This window comes from Xanthomonas sp. WCS2018Noco2-27, from assembly GCF_031843525.1.
In the GTDB taxonomy this organism is placed as follows: Bacteria; Pseudomonadota; Gammaproteobacteria; order Xanthomonadales; family Xanthomonadaceae; genus Xanthomonas.
This window is the reverse complement of the sequence record NZ_JAVTIK010000004.1, coordinates 129,828-149,680: the sequence shown is the minus strand read 5'-3', so window position 1 is coordinate 149,680 and position 19,853 is coordinate 129,828. Positions and strand designations below refer to the sequence as shown.

15 protein-coding genes, 1 other RNA gene and 1 riboswitch are annotated in these 19,853 nt (G+C 65.6%); of the genes, 2 read left to right on the top strand and 14 right to left on the bottom strand.

The genetic code is table 11. The annotated features are described in order from the left end of the window. Positions 1–60: 60 nt before the first annotated feature. From cbiB to RQH86_RS09650, 14 genes are all read right to left on the bottom strand, one after another. A complete protein-coding gene (cbiB, locus tag RQH86_RS09715; protein ID WP_311239605.1) occupies positions 61–975 on the bottom strand; it encodes an adenosylcobinamide-phosphate synthase CbiB in 915 nt (304 codons plus the stop codon). A gap of 72 nt (positions 976–1,047) precedes the next feature. Further along, a complete protein-coding gene (gene cobO, locus RQH86_RS09710; protein WP_311239604.1) occupies positions 1,048–1,659 on the bottom strand; it encodes a cob(I)yrinic acid a,c-diamide adenosyltransferase in 612 nt (203 codons plus the stop codon). Beyond that, positions 1,656–2,267 (bottom strand): hypothetical protein, encoded by a 612-nt coding sequence (locus RQH86_RS09705; RefSeq protein ID WP_311239603.1) that lies wholly within the window; start codon positions 2,265–2,267, stop codon positions 1,656–1,658. The genes cobO and RQH86_RS09705 overlap by 4 nt, the downstream gene beginning before the upstream one ends. Next, positions 2,264–2,857, bottom strand: coding sequence for a hypothetical protein (locus tag RQH86_RS09700; RefSeq protein ID WP_311239602.1), 594 nt, complete (start codon positions 2,855–2,857; stop codon positions 2,264–2,266). The genes RQH86_RS09705 and RQH86_RS09700 overlap by 4 nt, the downstream gene beginning before the upstream one ends. Positions 2,858–3,104: 247 nt before the next feature. Next, positions 3,105–4,982: a TonB-dependent vitamin B12 receptor gene (gene btuB, locus RQH86_RS09695; protein ID WP_311239601.1), complete on the bottom strand. Its 1,878-nt coding sequence runs from the start codon at positions 4,980–4,982 to the stop codon at positions 3,105–3,107. Positions 4,983–5,096: 114 nt separating this feature from the next. After that, positions 5,097–5,323, bottom strand: a riboswitch (cobalamin riboswitch). Positions 5,324–5,920: 597 nt separating this feature from the next. Then, a non-coding RNA gene (locus RQH86_RS09690) (sX9 sRNA) lies at positions 5,921–5,996 on the bottom strand. A gap of 68 nt (positions 5,997–6,064) precedes the next feature. Continuing rightward, positions 6,065–7,351: an aminotransferase class V-fold PLP-dependent enzyme gene (locus RQH86_RS09685; RefSeq protein WP_311239600.1), complete on the bottom strand. Its 1,287-nt coding sequence runs from the start codon at positions 7,349–7,351 to the stop codon at positions 6,065–6,067. Between the two features lie 820 nt (positions 7,352–8,171). After that, complete coding sequence (gene clpB, locus RQH86_RS09680; protein WP_311239599.1) at positions 8,172–10,757, bottom strand: ATP-dependent chaperone ClpB; 2,586 nt, start codon at positions 10,755–10,757, stop codon at positions 8,172–8,174. A gap of 200 nt (positions 10,758–10,957) precedes the next feature. Continuing rightward, positions 10,958–11,791 carry an ATP-binding cassette domain-containing protein gene (locus RQH86_RS09675; RefSeq protein ID WP_311239598.1) on the bottom strand — a complete coding sequence of 278 codons (834 nt, stop codon included), beginning with the start codon at positions 11,789–11,791 and terminating at the stop codon, positions 10,958–10,960. Continuing rightward, a complete protein-coding gene (gene ssuC / locus RQH86_RS09670) occupies positions 11,788–12,582 on the bottom strand; it encodes an aliphatic sulfonate ABC transporter permease SsuC (protein WP_311239597.1) in 795 nt (264 codons plus the stop codon). The genes RQH86_RS09675 and ssuC overlap by 4 nt, the downstream gene beginning before the upstream one ends. A gap of 46 nt (positions 12,583–12,628) precedes the next feature. Next, positions 12,629–13,591 carry an aliphatic sulfonate ABC transporter substrate-binding protein gene (locus tag RQH86_RS09665; RefSeq protein WP_311239625.1) on the bottom strand — a complete coding sequence of 321 codons (963 nt, stop codon included), beginning with the start codon at positions 13,589–13,591 and terminating at the stop codon, positions 12,629–12,631. A gap of 17 nt (positions 13,592–13,608) precedes the next feature. Continuing rightward, positions 13,609–14,649: an L-glyceraldehyde 3-phosphate reductase gene (gene mgrA / locus RQH86_RS09660; RefSeq protein WP_055848948.1), complete on the bottom strand. Its 1,041-nt coding sequence runs from the start codon at positions 14,647–14,649 to the stop codon at positions 13,609–13,611. Positions 14,650–14,665: 16 nt separating this feature from the next. Further along, the gene (locus tag RQH86_RS09655; RefSeq protein ID WP_311239596.1) at positions 14,666–15,994 is read right to left on the bottom strand and encodes an LLM class flavin-dependent oxidoreductase; all 1,329 of its coding nucleotides are present in this window, start codon (positions 15,992–15,994) and stop codon (positions 14,666–14,668) included. A 67-nt stretch (positions 15,995–16,061) separates the two neighbouring features. Further along, positions 16,062–18,317 (bottom strand): TonB-dependent receptor, encoded by a 2,256-nt coding sequence (locus RQH86_RS09650; RefSeq protein ID WP_311239595.1) that lies wholly within the window; start codon positions 18,315–18,317, stop codon positions 16,062–16,064. 249 nt (positions 18,318–18,566) lie between these two features. On the opposite strand from RQH86_RS09650, the gene RQH86_RS09645 reads away from it, so the two are divergent. Further along, positions 18,567–18,896, top strand: a complete 330-nt coding sequence (locus RQH86_RS09645) for a GIY-YIG nuclease family protein (RefSeq protein WP_311239624.1) — start codon at positions 18,567–18,569, stop codon at positions 18,894–18,896. 47 nt (positions 18,897–18,943) lie between these two features. After that, entirely contained in the window at positions 18,944–19,651 is a 708-nt protein-coding gene (locus tag RQH86_RS09640; RefSeq protein WP_311239594.1) for a glutathione S-transferase family protein, read from the top strand. The last annotated feature ends 202 nt before the right edge of the window (positions 19,652–19,853 follow it).

The window sequence follows — 19,853 nt, the reverse complement described above, 5'->3', positions numbered from 1 at the left end:
GACTGCACAGAGATTGCCGATGGTCGACGCAGCGCCTGCGCGCAAGGGAGTTGTGGCCGGTCATGGCGTCACCCGCGCCAACGCCAGTGCGCCGAGCAACAACCACAACAGCACCCCGGCACGCACCAGCAGCAGCGCACGGCGCACGCTGCCGGCGCTGGCCGGCAGGCCCTCGCCCAGCCGCGGCCGTGTCTGCCAGTGGCCGTGGTACGGCGCTGGCCCACCCAATTGCACCTGCAACGCGCCGGCACCGGCCGCCATCACCGGGCCGGCATTGGGGCTCTTCCAGCCGCGCCCCTGCTGCCAGGCGCAGCGCATGCCGGTACGGCTGCGGCCGAGCAGCGCGTACGTCACGGCGGTGAGCCGCGCGGGCACCCAATTGAGCACATCGTCGATGCGCGCCGCAGCGCAGCCGAAGTTGGCGTAGCGCGGCGTGCGATAGCCCCACATCGCATCCAGCGTATTGGACAGCCGATACAGCACCGCGCCCGGCGCGCCGAGCAGCACACCCCAAAACAGCGCGGCAAACACCGCATCGCTGCCGTTTTCCAGCACCGACTCGGTCGCCGCGGCGGCAACCTGCGTGGCATCGAGCGCGGCGGTGTCGCGGCTGACGATGCGGCCCACGGCAGTGCGCGCCGCTGCCAGGTCGTCGGCCTGTAATGCGTCGATCACCGGCTGCGCATGTTCGCCCAGGCTGCGCAATCCCAGCGCCAGATACAGCATGACGGCGGCAAAGACAGTTGCCGCCCACGCCGACCACCACCACAGCAGCGCTTGCAACGCGGCTGCCAGGAGCGTCCATGGCACCACCGTCGTGCACCAGGCCAGCACGCCTGCACCGCGACGATCGCGGTACAGGCGTGCTTCCACGCGCTGCGCCCAATGGCCGAACAGCACCAGCGGATGCGCGCGCCGCGGTTCGCCCAGCAGCAGGTCCAGCAGCACGGCGGCCGTGGCAATCACTAGCGCCATGGAGGGCGTCCCTGCGTCATGACAGGACACTCGCCGATGCAGCTGCACGCAATTGCACGCGCGTAGTCATGTCTACAACTCGATGCCGAGCTGCGCCTTGATGCCGGCGTTGAAGGCATGCTTGATCAGGCGCATCTCGGTGACGGTGTCGGCAACCTCGATCAACCCGGCCGGCGCGCCGCGCCCGGTGATCACCACATGCTGCCCCGGCGGACGCGCAGCCACGGCTGCGAGCACCTCGTCCAGCGCGATGTAGTCCTTGACCAAGGCGATATTGAGTTCGTCCAGCAGCACGAAGTCGTAGCGCGGGTCGGCCAGCATGCCGCGCGCCAGTTGCCAGGCGGCCTGCGCAGCGGCGATATCGAGTGCACGGTCCTGGGTTTCCCAGGTAAAGCCCTCGCCCATCACGTGGTAGTCGAGCAGATCCGGAAAGCGGCGGAAAAACGCTTCTTCGCCGGTGGAAAACGTGCCCTTGATGAACTGCACCACGCCGCAGTAAAGGCCATGCCCGAGCGAGCGCGCCAGCATGCCGAAGCCGGACGAACTCTTGCCCTTGCCGTTGCCGGTATTGACCAGCAGCACGCCACGGTCGACGACCGCGCGTGCGATGCGTCGGTCCACCAACTCCTTCTTGCGCTGCGCGCGTTCGCGGTAATGCGCGTCGTCGTGTTCGGGGGTGCTCATGCGCTTGCTCCAATCGGGTGACGTGTGGCGATGCCACGCAGTACAGCCAGCAGCGCGAAAGCGACGCCGACATAGCCTGCCAGCGTGCCGAGTGCGTGCGGATAATAGTCAGGCACGCGCGCGACAAAACCGCCCAGCGTGGCCTGCGGATAACGGCCGGACAAGAAGTAGAAGCCACCCTTGGAGAGCAGATACGCCAGGCTGCCGCTGAGCAGCACTGCGCACAGCAGGCGGGCCGCATCGCGCCACACGTCGCGGTGCAGCTGCAAGGCATACACGCGCCCACCCAACCACAATGCCGCATACGCCAATGCCAGTGCCCAATAGGCCGGCGACAGACACCAATCGCTGATGCTGCCGGAGACCAGGCCGATCAGATCCAGCGCAGACGCCACCCCGAACAGCAGCGGCAGCATCCACCGCGGGCGCAGCAAGGCACCGGCCAGAAAGAACACCGCCCAGGATGCGCTGGGCAATGCATCCACGCTAGCGAAATGCTCGCCGCGCGTGCACACCATCAACAGCACCAACGCGCTACCGCACATCCATGCGGCGGTGCCTTGCAGTGGCGCGCGTGCCGGCGTGCGCGTTTGCCGTGCAACCGTCATGACCGCTCCAGCGGGGCCGATAACGCCGCCGCAGCGCGCGCGGCACGCCAGCGCAATACACACCACGCACCGGCAAGCGCAACCGCCAGATACAGCGCGGTGGTACGCACGAACAACGGGCCCCACTGCGCTGCGCGCTGCAGATACTGCGCCCAATGCGGCTCGGCATAGCGCCCGCCCCACCAGTAGAACGCGCCATTGGAGATCAGGAACGACACCACTGCGGCCAAGGTGCCCAGCGCCCACGCAATACACATCGACCTTGCATCCGGGCGAAGGCGCGCGTGATAGGCCCGGCCGGCGTACCACAGCACCCCGTACGCCAGCGGCAGCGCCGCATAGGCGGCGGTGATGCAGAAGTCGCTGACACCGGCCACCGTGACCGCGGCCCAATCGATCACCACCGACAACACCAGCAGGGCGACAAAAAACGCATGCCGTCGCGCTGCCAGACCACCCAGAAAGAACACCGCCATCGACGCATCCGGCAGATGCAGCCAGTCGCTGACGTGATGGAAGCGGGTGGCAGTCATCACCAGCATCAAGCTGATGAAGACAGCACGTTCGGCGGGACGGGAGAGCGGGGTCATCGGTGTTCCTTCGAGTACAGACGCAGATGCGCTAGCAGTGGAGACAGGCAAACGGAAGATGCTGCAGTGTACGAGTGGCACATTGCTGCTGATGCTGCCGGGTCACTGGCGGTCCGGCTGCAGCCGTTTGCTCAGTGGTGCGTTGGAGCGATGCACTGCCACCAGTGCGAGGAGTTGCGCGATGCTGCGGCCGGTCGCTATCGGCCGCATGCATCCCGCCATCGCACATGCACCGGCTGCCCGCGCGCTACTGCGCCGCCTGGTAGCGGAAGGTGAGCAGATAGTTGCGCCCCGGCTGCGCATACCAGCGTGCGGTCTCGTACTGGCGGTCGAAGACATTGTTTGCGGTGAACTGCACCTTCCAGTCCGCGTCGATCGCATAGCTCACACGCAGATCCAGCAGGCCGTAGCCGGCCAGCCGCTCGGTGTTGGCCAGATCGTCGTAACGCTTGCCGGAACCGAACAGGCTGGCGCCGATGCTGAAGGCACCGAAGCTGCGGTCGGCATCGATGCGCCCGCTCTGCCGCGCACGCCGCGGCAACCAGTTGCCGTGATTGACCTCGCCATCGGCCTGCGGCTGTAGCCAGGTCAGCGCGCTGCGCACGGTCCAGCCAGCCAGCTGGGTGTCGTAGCCGGCTTCCACGCCGCGAATGCGCGCCTGGTCGATGTTGTTCGGCTGCCCGAACGGATGGGTGGCATCCACCAGCGAGGCGTCGTAGGCGATCAGATCGTCGATGCGGGTCTGGAAGGCATTGAGCGTCCAGGTGCCCCAGTCGTAGTTGCCGCGCAGCCCCAGCTCGGCGCTCTTGGAGGTTTCCGGCCCCAGCAACGGATTGCCGTAATCCGGGTAGTACAACTCGTTGAAGGTGGGCGCCTTGAACGCAGTGCCGTAGCTGGCGGTCACGCGCAAATGCTCGGCGAAGTCCCAGCCCCACAACAGGCTGCCGGTGGTCTTGCCACCGAACTGGCTGTTGTCGTTGCGACGCAGGCTGGCCTGCAGCGACTGGCTGCCGAAGCTCTGCTGCCACTGCGCAAACGCGGCGCGGTCGATGCGGCTATCGGCATCGTAGGTGTCGCTGCTGGCGATGGCGTCGCGCTGCCAGTCGAAACCGACCGTGAGCAGGCCCGGCCCGGTGTTGACATCGGCCTGCAGCGAGCCCTGCTTGCGGCGTGTGTCGTAGGTCGACAGGTACGCACCTTCGTAATACGCGTCGCTGAAATCGGCGCTGCTGCCCAGGCTGGCGGTGAACGTCAGCGCATCGCTGGGCGCATAGCGGACGCGCCCGCCCACGGCCTGCTGCACGCCCTTGGACAGATTGCCGCCGAAAGCCGAGCCGTCGTATTCGTTGCGGCTCTGCGCACGCAAGGCGTGCACGTCCGCATCCCACTGCCGATTGAAGCGCCAGCCGCCCTGCGCGCTCAGCGAATCGTTGCGGTAACCGTCGCGGTCCGGATCGTAGGCACTCGAGCTGGTGTCCAGATACGCATTGATGCCATCGGTTTCGTCATGCACGGCGTTGACCGAATACCAGCCGCCGGCTTCGCTCAGATCGCCCTGGCTGCGCCCGGCGACACCGGCGCCATAACGGCGCGCATTGTCGCTGCCGGCCGCCACGCTCAGCGTCGGCACGAAGGGGCCTTGCGGGCGACGGGTAAAGATCTGGATCACGCCGCCCAATGCTTCGGAGCCATACAGGCTGGAAAACGGCCCGCGCACGATCTCGATGCGCTCGATCTGCTCGATCGGCAGATCCTGTAACGCCGCACCGCCGGCGGTGGCCGAGCCGATGCGCACGCCGTCGATCAGCACCACCAGATGATCCGATTCTGTGCCGCGCAGGAACAACGAGGTCGCCTTGCCCGGACCACCGTTATTGGCCAGCGACACCCCGGCTTCGCCACGCAGCAGGTCCTGCAGCGAATTAATCTGGCGGCGCTCGATCTGCGCGCGGTCGATCACCGTGACCGGCGCCAGCGTCTGGTCCTGGGCCTGCGCGGTCCGCGAAGCGGTGACCACCACTTCGTCGAGATCGATGGCGGCTTCGGCCTGGGCCAGATTGATCACGCACAGCGACAATCCCGCGGCCAACACAGCGCGACGCGGCAAAACGGAAGAAAGGGACATCTACTGCTGCTCCTGAAACCGCGCCGACCCGCGCGGGGGCAATGGGGCGACACGCAGCAACGGGCCAGCCGCCCGACGCAGCAGCATCGGACGCGCAAGGCCACGCCCACCGCGTGCCGGGTCAATCCCTCAGGCCGGTCTCCGGGCTTGCGAGCGGAAGCGGATGCTTCCCGGGTCTGCGCCTTCCCATGCAAAGCACAGTGGCGTGACGTGCAGACCCTTGTCTCGCCCACCGTTGCGGGGGCAGCTCCGGAATTGCGACTCGCCCAAGGCGATGCGCGCACCGGATTCCCGTTTAAACCACCGGCCAGCCGGCAGTCACCTCAGGGGCGCGCATGGTAGCAGGATTGGCTGGCGCCTCAGTGGCCTGGTGCGACCGACCAAGCGCAGCGCGTCGCCACGCGCCGGGGTGGTGACTACTGATTCCTTCTCCCATCGGCAGAAGGTGGCGCGCAGCGCTGGATGAGGGGACGGAGCGCAGCCTCATGCCATGTGTGGAAGCAGCATGCTGGGCTTACTTGTATGTCCGCCACCGAGCTTGATCTCGCACATATGCGTGGGCTTTGCCCCCGTAATTGAGCCCGCGATCCCTACCCCCGCTCCGCGCCCCGGCCCGCGCTTGCGGCGCGTGCACTCCCGGGCACGCGCGCGCATAGCGCGCAAGCTGTTCCTCCTCGCCCCGACGGGGGGCGAGCCGTTCCGGGCGGGAGAAGGGCTTCAAGCCAAGCGTCATTGGCGTGTTCAAGATGTCCGGGTCATGGAAGAGCCGATCCCCAGCCGCGCTGCCGCGCTCACCGAAGCCAGTACCGGCGGGCATCGTGCTTTGCCATACCCAACCCCACCCCGCTCCGCGCTAGCAGTACGAGCGCACCAAGACACGCGCACCGGTGGCGCTCCCGCCGTGCCTTGGTATCCGACGGGAGCGTTGTTCCAAGAGTGGCCAACAAAACGTAGCGAGCAGTCGTCAGGTGGGTGTGGACGGCGCGGAAGAACCGAAGTGGACGCGTGGTCCATGCCGCACCGAGTACCGGCCGCGCTCGCCTGGCGGTGAGCACAGTCGGCGTGTTGGCTGCGCTAAAACCTCACGCTCCCTTTAGCGCCTGCTCCAGATCCGCCAGCAGATCGTCGATATGTTCGATGCCGATCGACAGGCGCACGGTGTCTTCGCTGACGCCGGCATGTTCCAGTTCGGCCGGATCGAGCTGACGGTGCGTGGTGGATGCAGGATGCGTCGCCAGCGATTTGGCATCGCCGATGTTGACCAGCCGCGTGAACAACTGCAGCGCATCCAGAAACCGCGCGCCCGCCGCACGCCCACCGGGCAGGCCGAAGGTCAGCACGCCCGAGCCGTGCCCGCCCAGATACTTCTGCGCCAGCGCATGCTCGGGATGATCCGGCAACGCGGCGTAATTGACCCAGGCCACCCGCGCGTGTTGCTGCAGATATGTCGCAATCGCGAATGTGTTGGCATTGATGCGCTCCATGCGCAACGGCAGGGTTTCGATGCCTTGCAGGATCAAAAATGCATTGAACGGCGACAACGCCGCCCCGGTATTGCGCAGCGGCACCACGCGCGCGCGGCCGATGTAAGCGGCCTCGCCCAACGCGTCGGTATACACCACGCCGTGGTAGCTCACGTCCGGCTCGTTGAGACGCGGAAACCGCGCCTTGTGCTCCGCCCACGGAAAGCGCCCGCTGTCCACGATGGCGCCACCGATACTGTTGCCATGCCCGCCGAGATACTTGGTCAGCGAATGCACCACGATGTCCGCGCCGAAGTCGATCGGCCGCAGCAACGACGGGGTGGCCACGGTGTTGTCCACGATCAGCGGTACGCCATGCGCATGCGCCACGGCCGCCACCGCTTCGATATCGGTGATGTTGCCGCGCGGATTGCCGATCGACTCGACGAACACCGCCTTGGTACGGTCGTCGATCAGGCCGGCAAACGCCTGCGGATCGCGATAGTCGGCAAACCGCGTACTGATGCCGAACTGCGGTAGCGTATGTGCGAACAAGTTGTAGGTACCGCCATACAACGCACTGGACGACACGATGTTGTCGCCCACTTCGGCGATGGTCTGGATGGCGTAGGTCACCGCCGCCTGTCCGGATGCCAGCGCCAGTGCGCCGATGCCGCCTTCCAGCTCCGCGACGCGCTGTTCCAGCACATCGTTGGTGGGATTCATGATGCGGCTATAGATATTGCCCTGCACCTTCAGATCGAACAGATCCGCGCCGTGCTGGGTATTGTCGAAGGCGTAGGCAACGGTCTGGTAGATCGGCACCGCCACCGCGCGCGTGGTCGGATCGGGGCGATACCCGCCATGCACGGCGATGGTTTCGGGCTTCCACTGCGGGTCGGTCATGGTGCGGCTCGCTCTCGGAAAGAATGCCGACCATAGCCGGGACCGCACGTCCGTTTGCAAACGCGCAGTGATGAGCTCATGCCGCCCGGTTGTAAGCACAGCCGTGCACCGCCTGCGCCATCCACATAATGCAACCTGATGAGCCTGGCCCTGCTTGCCGATCGGCGACGGCGAACAGCGCAAGCGTGGTGGCGTATCCGGGGGCGGGACCGTGTGGCGGCATGGATGCCGCCACCGAGCCTCCATGGACGGATTCACGGCGTGTCCCGACACCGGATTCGATACCGCGCCCCGACCAACCCAACACGCGCAACGCCTGCAGGTTTCGTGCGAACGCTTCGGTCAGTGAGGGCGCTTGCACGCGTATCGGCGGTTGTGGTCGGTGGCTGAGGCACCAGCGATGGCTGATTTGCCGATCGTTCGTTGCAACGTGGCCTGAGCTGACGCATTGCTTGCAACGTCATGGAGTGAGCCGATGCGCGCTACGCCTTGCCCAGCTTTCAGACCTTGGGTCGAAGACGGCGCACTCTGACCGAGGCATTCCGTCGTTGCAACCGCAGGCCTGCGAAAGCTGTCGGCGCGACCTGCCGCAGCCTGGATGCGCTGGCAGTCTTAATGCCTGGTGGTTTGTAGAAAGACACGGCATGCCGCAGCTGAGGCTCAGGGATAACCCACTAACGCAAACGGGCACTGCCTGCGCAGTGCCCGCTATTGCGTCAACCGTTGTCGCCGGTGCGTGGAGATGCCCACAGACGGTGCTTCGTCAGTGTATGGCTCCGATGCGATTGGCGTTGCGACACGCACCCATCGTCCAACCTCATCAGCCCTTCGTAAACGCCAGACGCCCGCCCTCGACACGCACGCGCACGGTGTCGCCGCTGATGTAATGCCCGGAGAGGATCTGCTGGGCCAGCGGATTTTCCACCTGCGACTGGATCGCGCGCTTGAGCGGTCGCGCGCCATACACCGGGTCGAAGCCGACGTTGCCGAGCAGATCCAGCGCGGCATCGTCCAGATCCAGCTTGAGTCCGCGTTCGGCCAGGCGTTTTTCCAGGCCCTGCAACTGGATGCGCGCGATCGATTTGATCTGCGCCTTGTCCAGCGGGTGGAATACCACAATGTCGTCCAGCCGGTTGATGAACTCCGGGCGGAAATGCGCCTGCACCACGCCCATCACCGCGGCCTTCATCTGCGTGTAGGCCTCGGCACTGTCGTCGCCGGAAAGCTCCTGGATCTGATGCGAGCCCAGGTTAGAGGTCATCACGATCACCGTGTTGCGGAAGTCCACGGTGCGGCCCTGACCATCGGTCAGACGGCCATCGTCGAGCACCTGCAACAGGATATTAAAGACATCGGCATGCGCTTTTTCTACCTCGTCGAGCAGGATCAGCGAATACGGGCGACGGCGCACCGCTTCGGTGAGATAGCCGCCTTCTTCATAGCCCACGTAGCCCGGAGGCGCACCGATCAGGCGCGACACCGAATGCTTCTCCATGAACTCGCTCATGTCGATGCGGATCATCGCTTCGGTGCTGTCGAACAGGAAGTCCGCCAACGCCTTGCACAACTCGGTCTTGCCCACGCCGGTCGGCCCCAGGAATAGGAAAGAGCCACTCGGACGATGCGGGTCGGACAGGCCGGCGCGCGAGCGACGCACCGCATCGGACACCACCTTGATCGCCTCGTTCTGCCCGACCACACGATGGTGCAGTTCGTCTTCCATGCGCAGCAATTTGTCGCGCTCGCCTTCGAGCATCTTGTTGACCGGAATGCCGGTCCAACGCGACACCACTTCGGCAATTTCTTCGGCGGTCACGCGGTCCTGTACCAGCTTGAAGTCGTGATGCTCCACTTCGTTGGCCAGCAGCATCTGCTTTTCCAGCTGCGGCAACACGCCGTACTGGATCTCGCTCATCTTGGCGTAGTCCTGGCGACGCTGCGCCGCTTCCAGCTCCAGCTTGGCGTGCTCGATCTGCTCCTTGACCTTGGTGGTGCCCTGCAGCGCAGCCTTCTCCGACTTCCACAGCTCGTTGAGGTCGTAGAACTCGCGTTCGAGCTTGTCGATATCGGTTTCCAGATCGGCCAGGCGCTGACGCGAGGCGTCGTCCTTTTCCTTCTTCAACATCTCACGCTGGATCTTGAGCTGGATCAGCCGGCGCTCCAGGCGGTCGAGTTCTTCCGGCTTGGAGTCGATCTCCATGCGGATGCGCGATGCGGCCTCGTCCATCAGGTCGATGGCTTTATCCGGCAACTGGCGGTCGGTGATGTAGCGGTTGGACAAGGTGGCCGCCGCCACGATCGCCGGGTCGGTGATCTCTACACCATGGTGCACGGCATAGCGTTCCTTCAAGCCACGCAGGATGGCGATGGTGTCTTCCACCGTCGGCTCGCCCACAAACACTTTCTGGAAGCGACGCTCCAATGCCGCATCTTTTTCGATGTACTTGCGGTATTCGTCCAGCGTGGTGGCGCCGATGCAATGCAGCTCGCCGCGCGCCAGCGCCGGCTTGAGCATGTTGCCGGCGTCCATCGCGCCATCGGCCTTGCCTGCGCCCACCATGGTGTGCAACTCATCGATAAACAGGATGATCTGACCTTCGTTCTTCGACAGGTCGCTGAGCACCGCCTTCAAGCGCTCTTCGAATTCGCCGCGGAACTTGGCACCGGCAATCAGCGCGCCCATGTCCAGCGACAGCACCCGCTTGCCGCGCAGGCCTTCGGGCACTTCGCCGTTGATGATGCGCTGGGCCAGGCCTTCGACAATCGCAGTCTTGCCCACGCCGGGTTCGCCGATCAGTACCGGGTTGTTCTTGGTCCGGCGCTGCAACACCTGGATGGTGCGGCGGATTTCTTCGTCGCGGCCGATCACCGGATCCAGCTTGCCGCTCTCCGCACGCGCGGTGAGATCGATGGTGTATTTCTCCAGCGCCTGGCGCTGCTCTTCGGCATTTTCCGATTGCACGGTTTCGCCGCCGCGCAGCTTGTCGATGGCCGCTTCGATCTTCTTCTTGTCGCCGCCGGCCGCGCGCAAGGCCACTCCCAGCGGGCTGGCATCGTCGGCGGCGGCCAGCACAAACCACTCGCTGGCGATAAAAGCATCGGCATGTTGCTGAGCGAGCTTGTCGGTCTGGTTGAGCAGGCGATTGAGATCGTTACCGATCGACAGATTGCCTTCCTGCCCGGACACTTTGGGCAAGGTATCCAGCGCCTCGCCAAGACGCTCGCGCAGCGACGGCACGTTGACCCCGGCCTGCGACAGCAGCGGGCGCGTACTGCCACCGCTCTGGTCGAGAAGCGCGGCCAGCACGTGCACCGGCTCGATGATGTTGTGGTCGCGGCCCACGGCCAGCGACTGTGCGTCGGCCAGTGCCTGCTGGAACCGCGAGGTGAGCTTGTCCATCCGCATGGGAAATCCTCTGAACGGGTGGCCGGCAACGCCGGCGATACCGTGCAGATGCGGCTGCCGAGCGGGGTTTCAAGGTTTGATCGGCACGGAACGAACCGAGACCAAGGCCACCAAGACCGCCTTATCCGGCCCGGAGTGTCGTCGCACGCTGCGGGCAGCGCGGTCTGGCATCGGCCACGGGGCCGACCAACGGACGGTTGCTACACGATCCGTCGCAACGGCACTGCCGCATGCAAAGCGCTGCCGCCACCAGCGATGCCCTGCCCCGCATCGCCCTGCGCGGGAGTTGCCGCCGCACCTGCCTGCGCAGCGCCCAGCAGACGCGACAACACCTGCGCCTGGATCGCGGCAAGCGCGGGCAAGCCAGGCGCGCGCGGATGCGCCACCGGCACGGCCACATCCAGACCGACCTGGCCCTGCTCGATCACCACGATGCGGTCGGCCAGCGCGCTGGCTTCGGCCACATCATGAGTCACCAGCACCAGGGTGAAGCCGTACTGCCGCCACAGCTGCACGATCAGCTGCTGCATCTCGATCCGCGTCAACGCATCCAGCGCGCCCAGCGGCTCGTCCAGCAGCAACAACCGCGGCCGATGCACCAATGCGCGCGCCAGCGCCACGCGTTGCCGCTGCCCACCGGACAACGCCGCCGGCCAGTCGCCGCCGCGCGTGCCCAGCCCCACCGCATCCAGTGCGGCCTGTGCCTGTGCGCGCCCGGCACGGCCCAGGCCCAGCGCCACGTTGTCGATCACCCGCTTCCAGGGCAGCAGCCGCGCATCCTGAAACATCAGCCGCACCGCATCGCGCCGACGCGCCAAGGGTGCATCGTCACTGTCCACGCGACCGGCATCGGCGCTCTCAAGACCGGCGATCACGCGCAGCAGCGTGCTCTTGCCGCAGCCACTGCGGCCGACCACCGCCACACAACTGCCCGCTGCAATCTCCAGATCGATGCCGCGCAACACATCGCTGCCGCCATAGCGCTTGCCGATGCCGCGCAGGCTCAGCGGCAACCCATTGCCTGCCACCGTCATCGCGGCACCTGCGCGCGCCGTTGTTGCGCCGGATGCCAGCCCAGCCACCAGGCTTCGAGCCCGCGCGCGGCAAGATCGGCCAGCTTGCCGAGCAGCGCATACAGCACGATCGCCACCACCACGATGTCGGTCTGCAGGAACTCGCGCGCATTGGTTGCCAGGTAGCCAATGCCGGAACTGGCGGAGATGGTTTCAGCCACGATCAAGGTCAGCCACATCAGCCCCAATGCAAAGCGCAGTCCCACCAGAATCGACGGCAGCGCGCCGGGCAGCAACACATCGATAAACAATTGCGGCCCACGCAAGCCGTAGTTGCGTGCCATCTCGATCAACGCGGGGTCCACGCTGCGGATGCCGTGATAGGTATTGAGATAGATCGGAAAGAAGGTACCCAGTGCCACCAGAAACAACTTGGCGCCCTCATCGATGCCGAACCACAGGATCACCAGCGGAATCAGCGCCAGATGCGGCACGTTGCGCAGCATCTGCAGGCTGCTGTCGAGCAGGCGCTCGGCCACGCGCGACACACCGGTCAACAGGCCCAGCGCCAGGCCAAGGCTGCCGCCGATGGCCAGGCCCACGACGGCGCGCCAACTGCTGATTGCCAGGTGCTGCCACAGCTCGCCGCTTTGCATGAGCGTGGCCGCCGCACGCAGCACCGCGTCCGGCGCCGGCAGGATGCGCTGCGGCAGCCAGCCAACCGATGCGGCGCCCTGCCATGCCGCCAGCACCGTCAATGGCAACACCCACGGCAGCAGCCGGTTGCCCCAGCGCCATGCGCGCGCGCTCATTGCATCGCCTTCGCGTTGCCGGTGTGCAGCGATGCAGCCGTGCGCATCACTTGCCTGCCGCTTGCGCGGCAACCGTGGCCGGCGCGCGCCAAACCGCCGGTGCTACCAGCACGCGCTTGGGCAATAGCCGCTGCGCGTAGAACAGGTCGGCGGTGGCCTGCTGCGCCTTGATGACCTCGGCGCTGAGCGGTTGCACGCTGGCCGGCGGGCGGTGCGCCAAGGTGCGCTCCACCACCGCAGGCGACAGCCCACTCACCTGCGCCAGCACCTTGATACTGCCGGCGCGGTCGCGTTCCAGCAGGCCGTCGGCCTGATTGAGCGTGCCCATCACCTGCTGCACGAACGGGCCCCATGCCGTGGCATAGCGGCGCGACGACAGAAAGAACCCGCCGGTCAACCCCAGCCCTTCGCCATTGGCGAGCAGGCGCGCGCTGCCATCCAGCGTCAACGCCGAATACCACGGGTCCCAGATCGCCCAGGCATCCACCTGCCCGGCCGCAAACGCAGCACGCGCATTGGCCGGCGACAGATACAGCGGAGTGATATCGCGCAGGCTCAAGCCGGACTTGGCCAACAACCGCAGCAGCAGGTTATGCGCGCTGGACCCTTTTTGAAACGCAACCCGCTTGCCCTTGAGATCGGCCACGCGGCGCAGCGTGCTCTTGGTCGGCACCAGAATGGTTTCGGCCTTCGGCGTCGGCGGCACCCAGCCTACGTACAACAGATCGGCACCGGCTGCTTGCGCGAACAACGGCGGAATATCGCCGGCCCCGCCCAGATCGACGCTACCCACGTTCAAGGCTTCCAGCAATTGCGGCCCCGCTGGAAATTCCACCCAGGTAATGTTGGTGCGCGGGAAGCGCTGCTCCAGCAGACGGTGCTGTTTGGCCAGTACCAGGCTCGACACCGCTTTTTGATAGCCGATACGCAGCTGTGCAGGGTCGGCCGCAGACGCGCACGGCAACCACGCGGCACTTATCAACAACATCACGGCCCAGGCCACACGCATGCGCATCGACGATCTCCTCATTGCCAATCGGTTGACGGTTTTTCCCACAGGTTGATGCCGCCCTCGACCGCAAAGCGATCGATCTCGGCCAACTCTTCCGCGCTGAAGTTCAGGTTCTGCAATGCCGCGACGTTTTCGATCAACTGCTCCGGCCGGCTGGCACCCAACAACGCCGAACTCACGCGCGCATCGCGCAGCACCCAGGCCAGTGCCAGCTGCGCAAGGCTTTGTCCGCGCTTTTGCGCAATGGCATTCAATCCACGTGCGCGTTGCAGGTTGTCGTCGGACAGATGCTCCGGCCGCAGCGATTGCCCACCGGGGCGATTGACGCGCGCATCGGCCGGCACGCCATCGAGGTACTTACCGGTGAGCAGACCTTGCGCCAGCGGTGTGAATGCAATCACCCCGGCACCGATGTCTGCGGTGGCATCCAGCAGCTCGTGCTCAAGCCACCGGTTGAACAGGTTGTAGGCCGGTTGATGGATCAGCAACGGCACCTTCCACTCGCGCAGCAATGCCGCAATCTCGCGCGTGCGCGCCGCTGAATACGACGACACGCCCACGTACAGCGCCTTGCCTTGTTGCACGGCGCTGGCCAATGCGCCGGCGGTTTCTTCCAGCGGCGTGTCCGCATCGAAACGGTGCGAATAGAAGATGTCCACATAGTCCACGCCCAGCCGTTGCAGGCTCTGATCCAGGCTGGACAGCAGGTATTTGCGCGAACTGCCGCCCTGCCCGTAGGGGCCGGGCCACATGTCCCAGCCGGCCTTGGTGGAGAGGATCAATTCATCGCGGTACGGCTTGAAGTCTTCGCGCAGCAAACGGCCGAAGTTGCGCTCCGCGCTGCCATACGGCGGGCCGTAGTTGTTGGCCAGATCGAAATGGGTGATGCCCAGATCGAAGGCGGTGCGCAGTAGCTGCCGCTGGGTGTCGATCGGCGTGCTGTCGCCGAAGTTGTGCCACAGCCCCAGCGACAATGCGGGCAAGACAAGGCCGCTGCGGCCGACACGGCGGTAGGCGATGCGGTCGTAACGATCAGGATGTGCAAGATAGGTCATGGGTGTGTCCGGTAGATCAGCGGGCGCTGAAGCGATTGACGGGGCGTGTCAGCCCCAGATGATCGCGCAAGGTGCGCCCTGCATATTCACGCCGGAACAGCCCACGTCGTTGCAGCTCCGGTACCACGTGCGTGGCCACATCGGCCAAGCCACCGGGCAGGTGCGGCACCAACACGTTGAAGCCATCGGCTGCGCCTTGCTCGAACCACGCCTGCAACTCGTCGGCAATCTGCGCGGGCGTGCCGATCAGGCTGTAATGCCCGCGCCCACCGGCGATACGCCGACCGAGCTGGGCAATGCTCAACTGCTCCTGCCCGGCCAGTTCGGTGAACAACTGCTGGCGGCTGCGCTGGCCGGTTTCGGTGAGCGGCAATTCCGGCAACGGGCCGTCCGGCGGATAGCCGGACAGATCGAAGTTGCCCAGCATGCGCGACAGCAGCGCGATGCCCACCTGCGGTTCCACCAGCTCCTGGAACTGCTCGAATTTTTCCTGCGCTTCGGCCTGGCTTTGTCCCACCACGATGAACACGCCCGGCAGCACCTTCAATGCATCGCGCGTGCGGCCAAACTGTTCCAGCCGCCCTTTGATATCCGCATAGAACGCCTGTGCCTTGGTCAGCGACGATTGCGCGGTGAACACCACCTCGGCGGTTTCTGCCGCCAGCGCGCGCCCGGGCTCGGACGAACCGGCCTGCACCAGTACCGGATGCCCTTGCGGCGCGCGCGCGATGTTGAGCGGCCCGCGCACCTGAAAGTGCGTGCCGCGATGATCGAGCACATGCGCACGCGTCGGGTCGTGATGCAGGCCGGCCGCCTTGTCGGCGATAAAGGCGTCATCGTCCCAGCTGTCCCACAGGCCGGCGACCACCTGCTGAAATTCGCGCGCCCGCGCATAGCGCTCGGCGTGTACGTAATGCGCATCGCGATTGAAATTGAGCGCCTCATCGGCGGCGTCGGAGGTGACCAGATTCCACCCGGCCCGTCCGCCGGACAGATGGTCCAGCGAGGCGAACTTGCGCGCCACATGATACGGCTCGTTGTAGCTGGTGGTCATGGTGGCGATCAAGCCGATGCGCTCGCTCACCGCGGCCAGTGCGCTGAGCAGCGTGAGCGGCTCGAACAGGCTGGAACGCGCCATCCGCGGCGCGATCGGCCCGCCGGCTGCGGCCAGGCTGTCGGCCACGAACACCGCGTCGAACTTGGCGGCCTCGGCGATGCGCACCATCTCGCGGTACTGCGCGAAATCCAGCGTGTCTGCACTCGCCTGCGGGTGCCGCCAGGCCGCGACGTGGTGCCCGGCCGCCATCAGGAAGGCACCCAGCGACAGCTGCCGTGGCGCGCTCATCGCCGACCACCCAGCAGGATGCGCTGTGCGTGCTTGATCTCACTGTGTAAACCCATCGATTGCATCCTCAAAAATCCTTGTGCACTTGCACGCCGACGTAGCGCCGATCGTCGCGCGGGACCAGGCGGTAGACATTGCCGGTGGCATTGGCCAACAGCGGTGCATACGCGCGATCGCCCAGGTTGCGGCCCAGCACCGCCACCCGCCAGCCATGCGCGTCGTCGGCCAGCGCAATGCTGGCGTTCCAGATCGCATACGGGCCCTGCAGGGTTTGCGCGGTCTGGCTGAGGTCGTACTGCACGCTGTCCTGCCAGCTCACATCACCATTGAACTCCACGGCCAGGCTGCCACGCAGCGGCACGCGGTAGCCGGCACGCAGATTGCCCTTCCAGTCCGGCGAAAACGGCAGCGGTTTGCCGTCGACATTGCAGTTGGCCGCCGCTGCCGCCGGGCACGCGAAGCGTTGGATACGCGCCTGCGTATACGCCAGCGATGCGGCCAGGCTGAGCCGCTCGGTAGGCCGGTAGTCCAGATCCAGCTCCAGGCCTTGCGTGCGCACCTGCCCGGCATTGATCAACCGCGTGACCACCTGCCCGGCCACGGTGTCGAAGAAGTTGGCCTGGTAATCGGCATAGTCGGTGTGAAACAACGCCACATTCGCACTGAGCCGGTCGTCCAGCGCGCGCGTCTTCAACCCCAACTCCCAGGCGTTTGACGTCTCCGGCTTCAGCGCCGGCGTGTCGCGCCGTTGCATGTTGAAGAACACGTTGTAGGCCGGGCCCTTGTAGCCGCGCGAATAGGTGAGGTAGCCGGTGGTCTGCGCATCGATGTCGTATTGCAGGCCGGTGCGCCCGGACACGCCATTTTCGGAGGTGCTGCCGGCGCTGGCCGTGGAGGGCTGAATCCCGGTGACCGGCGCTGCCGCGCTGGACACGCGCTGATGCTGATACTCGAGCGTGTCGCGGGTGACGCGCGCGCCCAGCAAGGCGCGCAGATCCGGGCGCCAATGCCAGGTGGCCTCGCCGAACAACGCGTAGGTCTGCGCGCGGGTGTCGTAATCGGCCACACCCACATTGCTGGCGGTGGGTGTGGTCACGCTGCGGCGATAGGTTTCGTCGCTGCGGGCGTACAGGTAATACAGCCCGGCCACCGCTTCCACTGCGCGGTCGCGCGGGGTCTGCACGCGCAGTTCCTGCGAATACTGCGTGTAGCCCAGCTCACCGCGATCGTGCGATGCCGGAAACGCCGCACTGCGCTGGGCAGTGCGGTCGCCGTCCTGGAACTGCGTGTTATCCCATTGCCGCCATGCGCTGATCGAGGTCAGCACCACCTCGCCGATATGCCGGTCCAGTTGCAGCGACGCGCCCTTGTTGATGTCGTCCAGAAAGGTCGGGTAATCGCTGTTGATCTGGCGGTTGTCGGCACTGCCACGCACCGGCGCAAGCGCAGCGGCAAAGTCGGCGCGTGTGCTGGCAACGACGACGCCGCTGGGCGCATCGCTATGCGATTTCAGGTAATCGGCGAGCAAGGTCGCACTGAAGTCCGGGCTCGGCGTGAGGTCCAGCCGCACGCGTGCGCCGGCGCGCCGGTAGCCATTGACGGTCTGCCCGTCGGCCACATTGCGCACGTTGCCGCCGTACTCGGCCCACACCGCCGACACGCTGGCCTTGAGCACCTCCGGCACCAGCGCACCGCCGATGCTGGCACGCACGCGGTCTTCGTCGCCGCCGCCGAAGTGGGAATAATCCACATAGCCGCCAAACACCTCCGGCGCCGGCTTGCTGACGATATTGAGCACGCCGGCCGAGGCGTTCTTGCCGAACAAGGTGCCCTGCGGCCCACGCAGCACTTCGATGCGTTCGACATCGAGCAGGTCCAACGTGGCCTGTCCCGGGCGGCCCAGCACCACGCCATCGATTACCGTGGCCACGCTGGGCTCCACGCCCGGCGAGGTGGAAATGGTGCCTACGCCACGCAGGAACAACGAGGTGTCCTTGTTGGATGCGCCGCTGCGAAAGGTCAGGCTAGGTACCAGCGCCGGCAGGTCCGCCACGCTGTTGCGGCTCTCGCGCTCCAGGGTCTGGCCCTGCACCACCGACACCGCCACCGGCACCTGCTGCAAGGTCGTTTCGCGGCGGGTGGCGGTCACCGTCACCGCGCCCAGCGTCTGTGCCGCACTCTCCGGTGCTGGTGCTGCTTCGCTCGACGCGTTGGCCAGCGTCGGTGCGCATGCCACTGCAAGACTCCACGCCAGCAACTGCGGTGTTCCCAACAACCTCGAAGCAGGAGCGATCCCCGCAGGGATCCGGTGTTGCACAGGCATGGAGGTCCTTCGTGTGGACTGGAGCGATCGATGTGGAAGGTGGTGTCGCGGCGATTCGGGTGGGTTGCATGCTGTGCAACCGCGCGTTGGCCACGAAGCCGCCTCGACCGCCATTGGCGATACGGCATGCTGTTTGCCAGCGCCATGAGCGTCAAATAACCAATGTTTAGGTGGTTATTCACTCACGCACCGTCGCGCCTGCACTGGCCGGCGATGCGACCTTGCGACAGCGCGCTGCACAAGCGCGGCATCCATGGCGATAATGCGCAGATGGATGCGCCCAAACCCTGGTATCTCTACTTGCTGCAATGTCGCAACGGCAGCTATTACGCCGGGATCACCAACGATCTGCAGCGGCGCTTCCAGGCGCATGTGCGTGGCACCGGGGCGCGCTACACGCGGGCCAATCCACCGCTGCAGATCCTCGCCAGCCATCCCTACCCCGACCGCGCCAGCGCCTCGCGTGCGGAGTGCGCAATCAAACGCCAACCCCGAGCGCGCAAGCTGGCCTGGCTGCTGGCGCAGCCGCCATGCAGCGCCGGGTCACACGCTACTGACACCCCGATCACGCCCGCCTAGCCGCCCGCTCCCTACGCTGCAGCGCCAATCCGACACCGGAGCAGCGCATGCACTATCAGCTCTATTACTGGACCGGCCTGCAAGGCCGCGGCGAATTCGTCCGCCTGGCATTGGAAGATGCCGGCGCCAGCTACACCGACGTAGCACGCATCGACGGCGACGAGGTCATGACCGACTTCCTGGACGGCAAGCACACTGGTGCACAACCGTTCGCACCGCCTTTTCTGCGTGCAGGCGAGGTAGTGGTTTCGCAGGTGGCAGCCATCCTGCATGCCATTGGCCCGCAATTGCAGTTGGTGCCCGAGGCAGAGGCGCAGCGCCTGCAGGCATTGCAGTTACAGATGACGATCGCCGACCTGGTGGCCGAAGTGCACGACACCCATCATCCCATCGGCGTCGGGCTGTACTACGAAGATCAACAAGCCGAAGCGGCCAAACGCGCCAAGGATCTGCGCGACAACCGGCTACCCAAGTTCCTCGGCTACTTCGAGCAAGTGCTGCAACAGGCAGGCGGCACGCATGTGCTTGGCAGCCATTCGTACGTGGATCTATCGATTTTTCAGCTGATCAGCGGCTTGGAGTACATGTTCCCCAAGCGCATGGCGACGTTGTCGAAGACGTTGCCGGGGCTAAAAGCCCTGCAGCAGCGCGTGGCCGAGCGCCCGCGCATTGCCGCGTATCTCGCATCCGAGCGCCGCGTAGCGTTCAACACAAACGGCATCTTCCGCCACTATCCGGAACTGGACGCGGCATAGGCGATGCCACCGGCATCACGCAGCGCGCGTGTGCCGGTCAGCTTCAATTTCGGTCAATGCACGGCTGACGCGCGCAAGTCGCTTTCGCTGCGCGTTCGGTGCCATCGCGATTTGCCCGCGTCATTGCGCACCGTTACGCGCCCCCAGATATCGACCATGCAAGGCCGCACAAATGCGGCTTTTGATTTCGACGCAGCTGAAC

What these genes read in the sequence shown, in the direction of transcription:
- RQH86_RS09705 (WP_311239603.1), bottom strand. Translation starts at nt 2,267, where the DNA reads ATGACGGTTGCACGGCAAACGCGCACGCCGGCACGCGCGCCACTGCAA.
- RQH86_RS09650 (WP_311239595.1), bottom strand. Translation starts at nt 18,317, where the DNA reads ATGCCTGTGCAACACCGGATCCCTGCGGGGATCGCTCCTGCTTCGAGG.
- cobO (WP_311239604.1), bottom strand. Translation starts at nt 1,659, where the DNA reads ATGAGCACCCCCGAACACGACGACGCGCATTACCGCGAACGCGCGCAG.
- ssuC (WP_311239597.1), bottom strand. Translation starts at nt 12,582, where the DNA reads ATGAGCGCGCGCGCATGGCGCTGGGGCAACCGGCTGCTGCCGTGGGTG.
- RQH86_RS09685 (WP_311239600.1), bottom strand. Translation starts at nt 7,351, where the DNA reads ATGACCGACCCGCAGTGGAAGCCCGAAACCATCGCCGTGCATGGCGGG.
- RQH86_RS09700 (WP_311239602.1), bottom strand. Translation starts at nt 2,857, where the DNA reads ATGACCCCGCTCTCCCGTCCCGCCGAACGTGCTGTCTTCATCAGCTTG.
- clpB (WP_311239599.1), bottom strand. Translation starts at nt 10,757, where the DNA reads ATGCGGATGGACAAGCTCACCTCGCGGTTCCAGCAGGCACTGGCCGAC.
- RQH86_RS09675 (WP_311239598.1), bottom strand. Translation starts at nt 11,791, where the DNA reads ATGACGGTGGCAGGCAATGGGTTGCCGCTGAGCCTGCGCGGCATCGGC.
- mgrA (WP_055848948.1), bottom strand. Translation starts at nt 14,649, where the DNA reads ATGACCTATCTTGCACATCCTGATCGTTACGACCGCATCGCCTACCGC.
- RQH86_RS09640 (WP_311239594.1), top strand. Translation starts at nt 18,944, where the DNA reads ATGCACTATCAGCTCTATTACTGGACCGGCCTGCAAGGCCGCGGCGAA.
- btuB (WP_311239601.1), bottom strand. Translation starts at nt 4,982, where the DNA reads ATGTCCCTTTCTTCCGTTTTGCCGCGTCGCGCTGTGTTGGCCGCGGGA.
- RQH86_RS09665 (WP_311239625.1), bottom strand. Translation starts at nt 13,591, where the DNA reads ATGCGTGTGGCCTGGGCCGTGATGTTGTTGATAAGTGCCGCGTGGTTG.
- RQH86_RS09655 (WP_311239596.1), bottom strand. Translation starts at nt 15,994, where the DNA reads ATGAGCGCGCCACGGCAGCTGTCGCTGGGTGCCTTCCTGATGGCGGCC.
- cbiB (WP_311239605.1), bottom strand. Translation starts at nt 975, where the DNA reads ATGGCGCTAGTGATTGCCACGGCCGCCGTGCTGCTGGACCTGCTGCTG.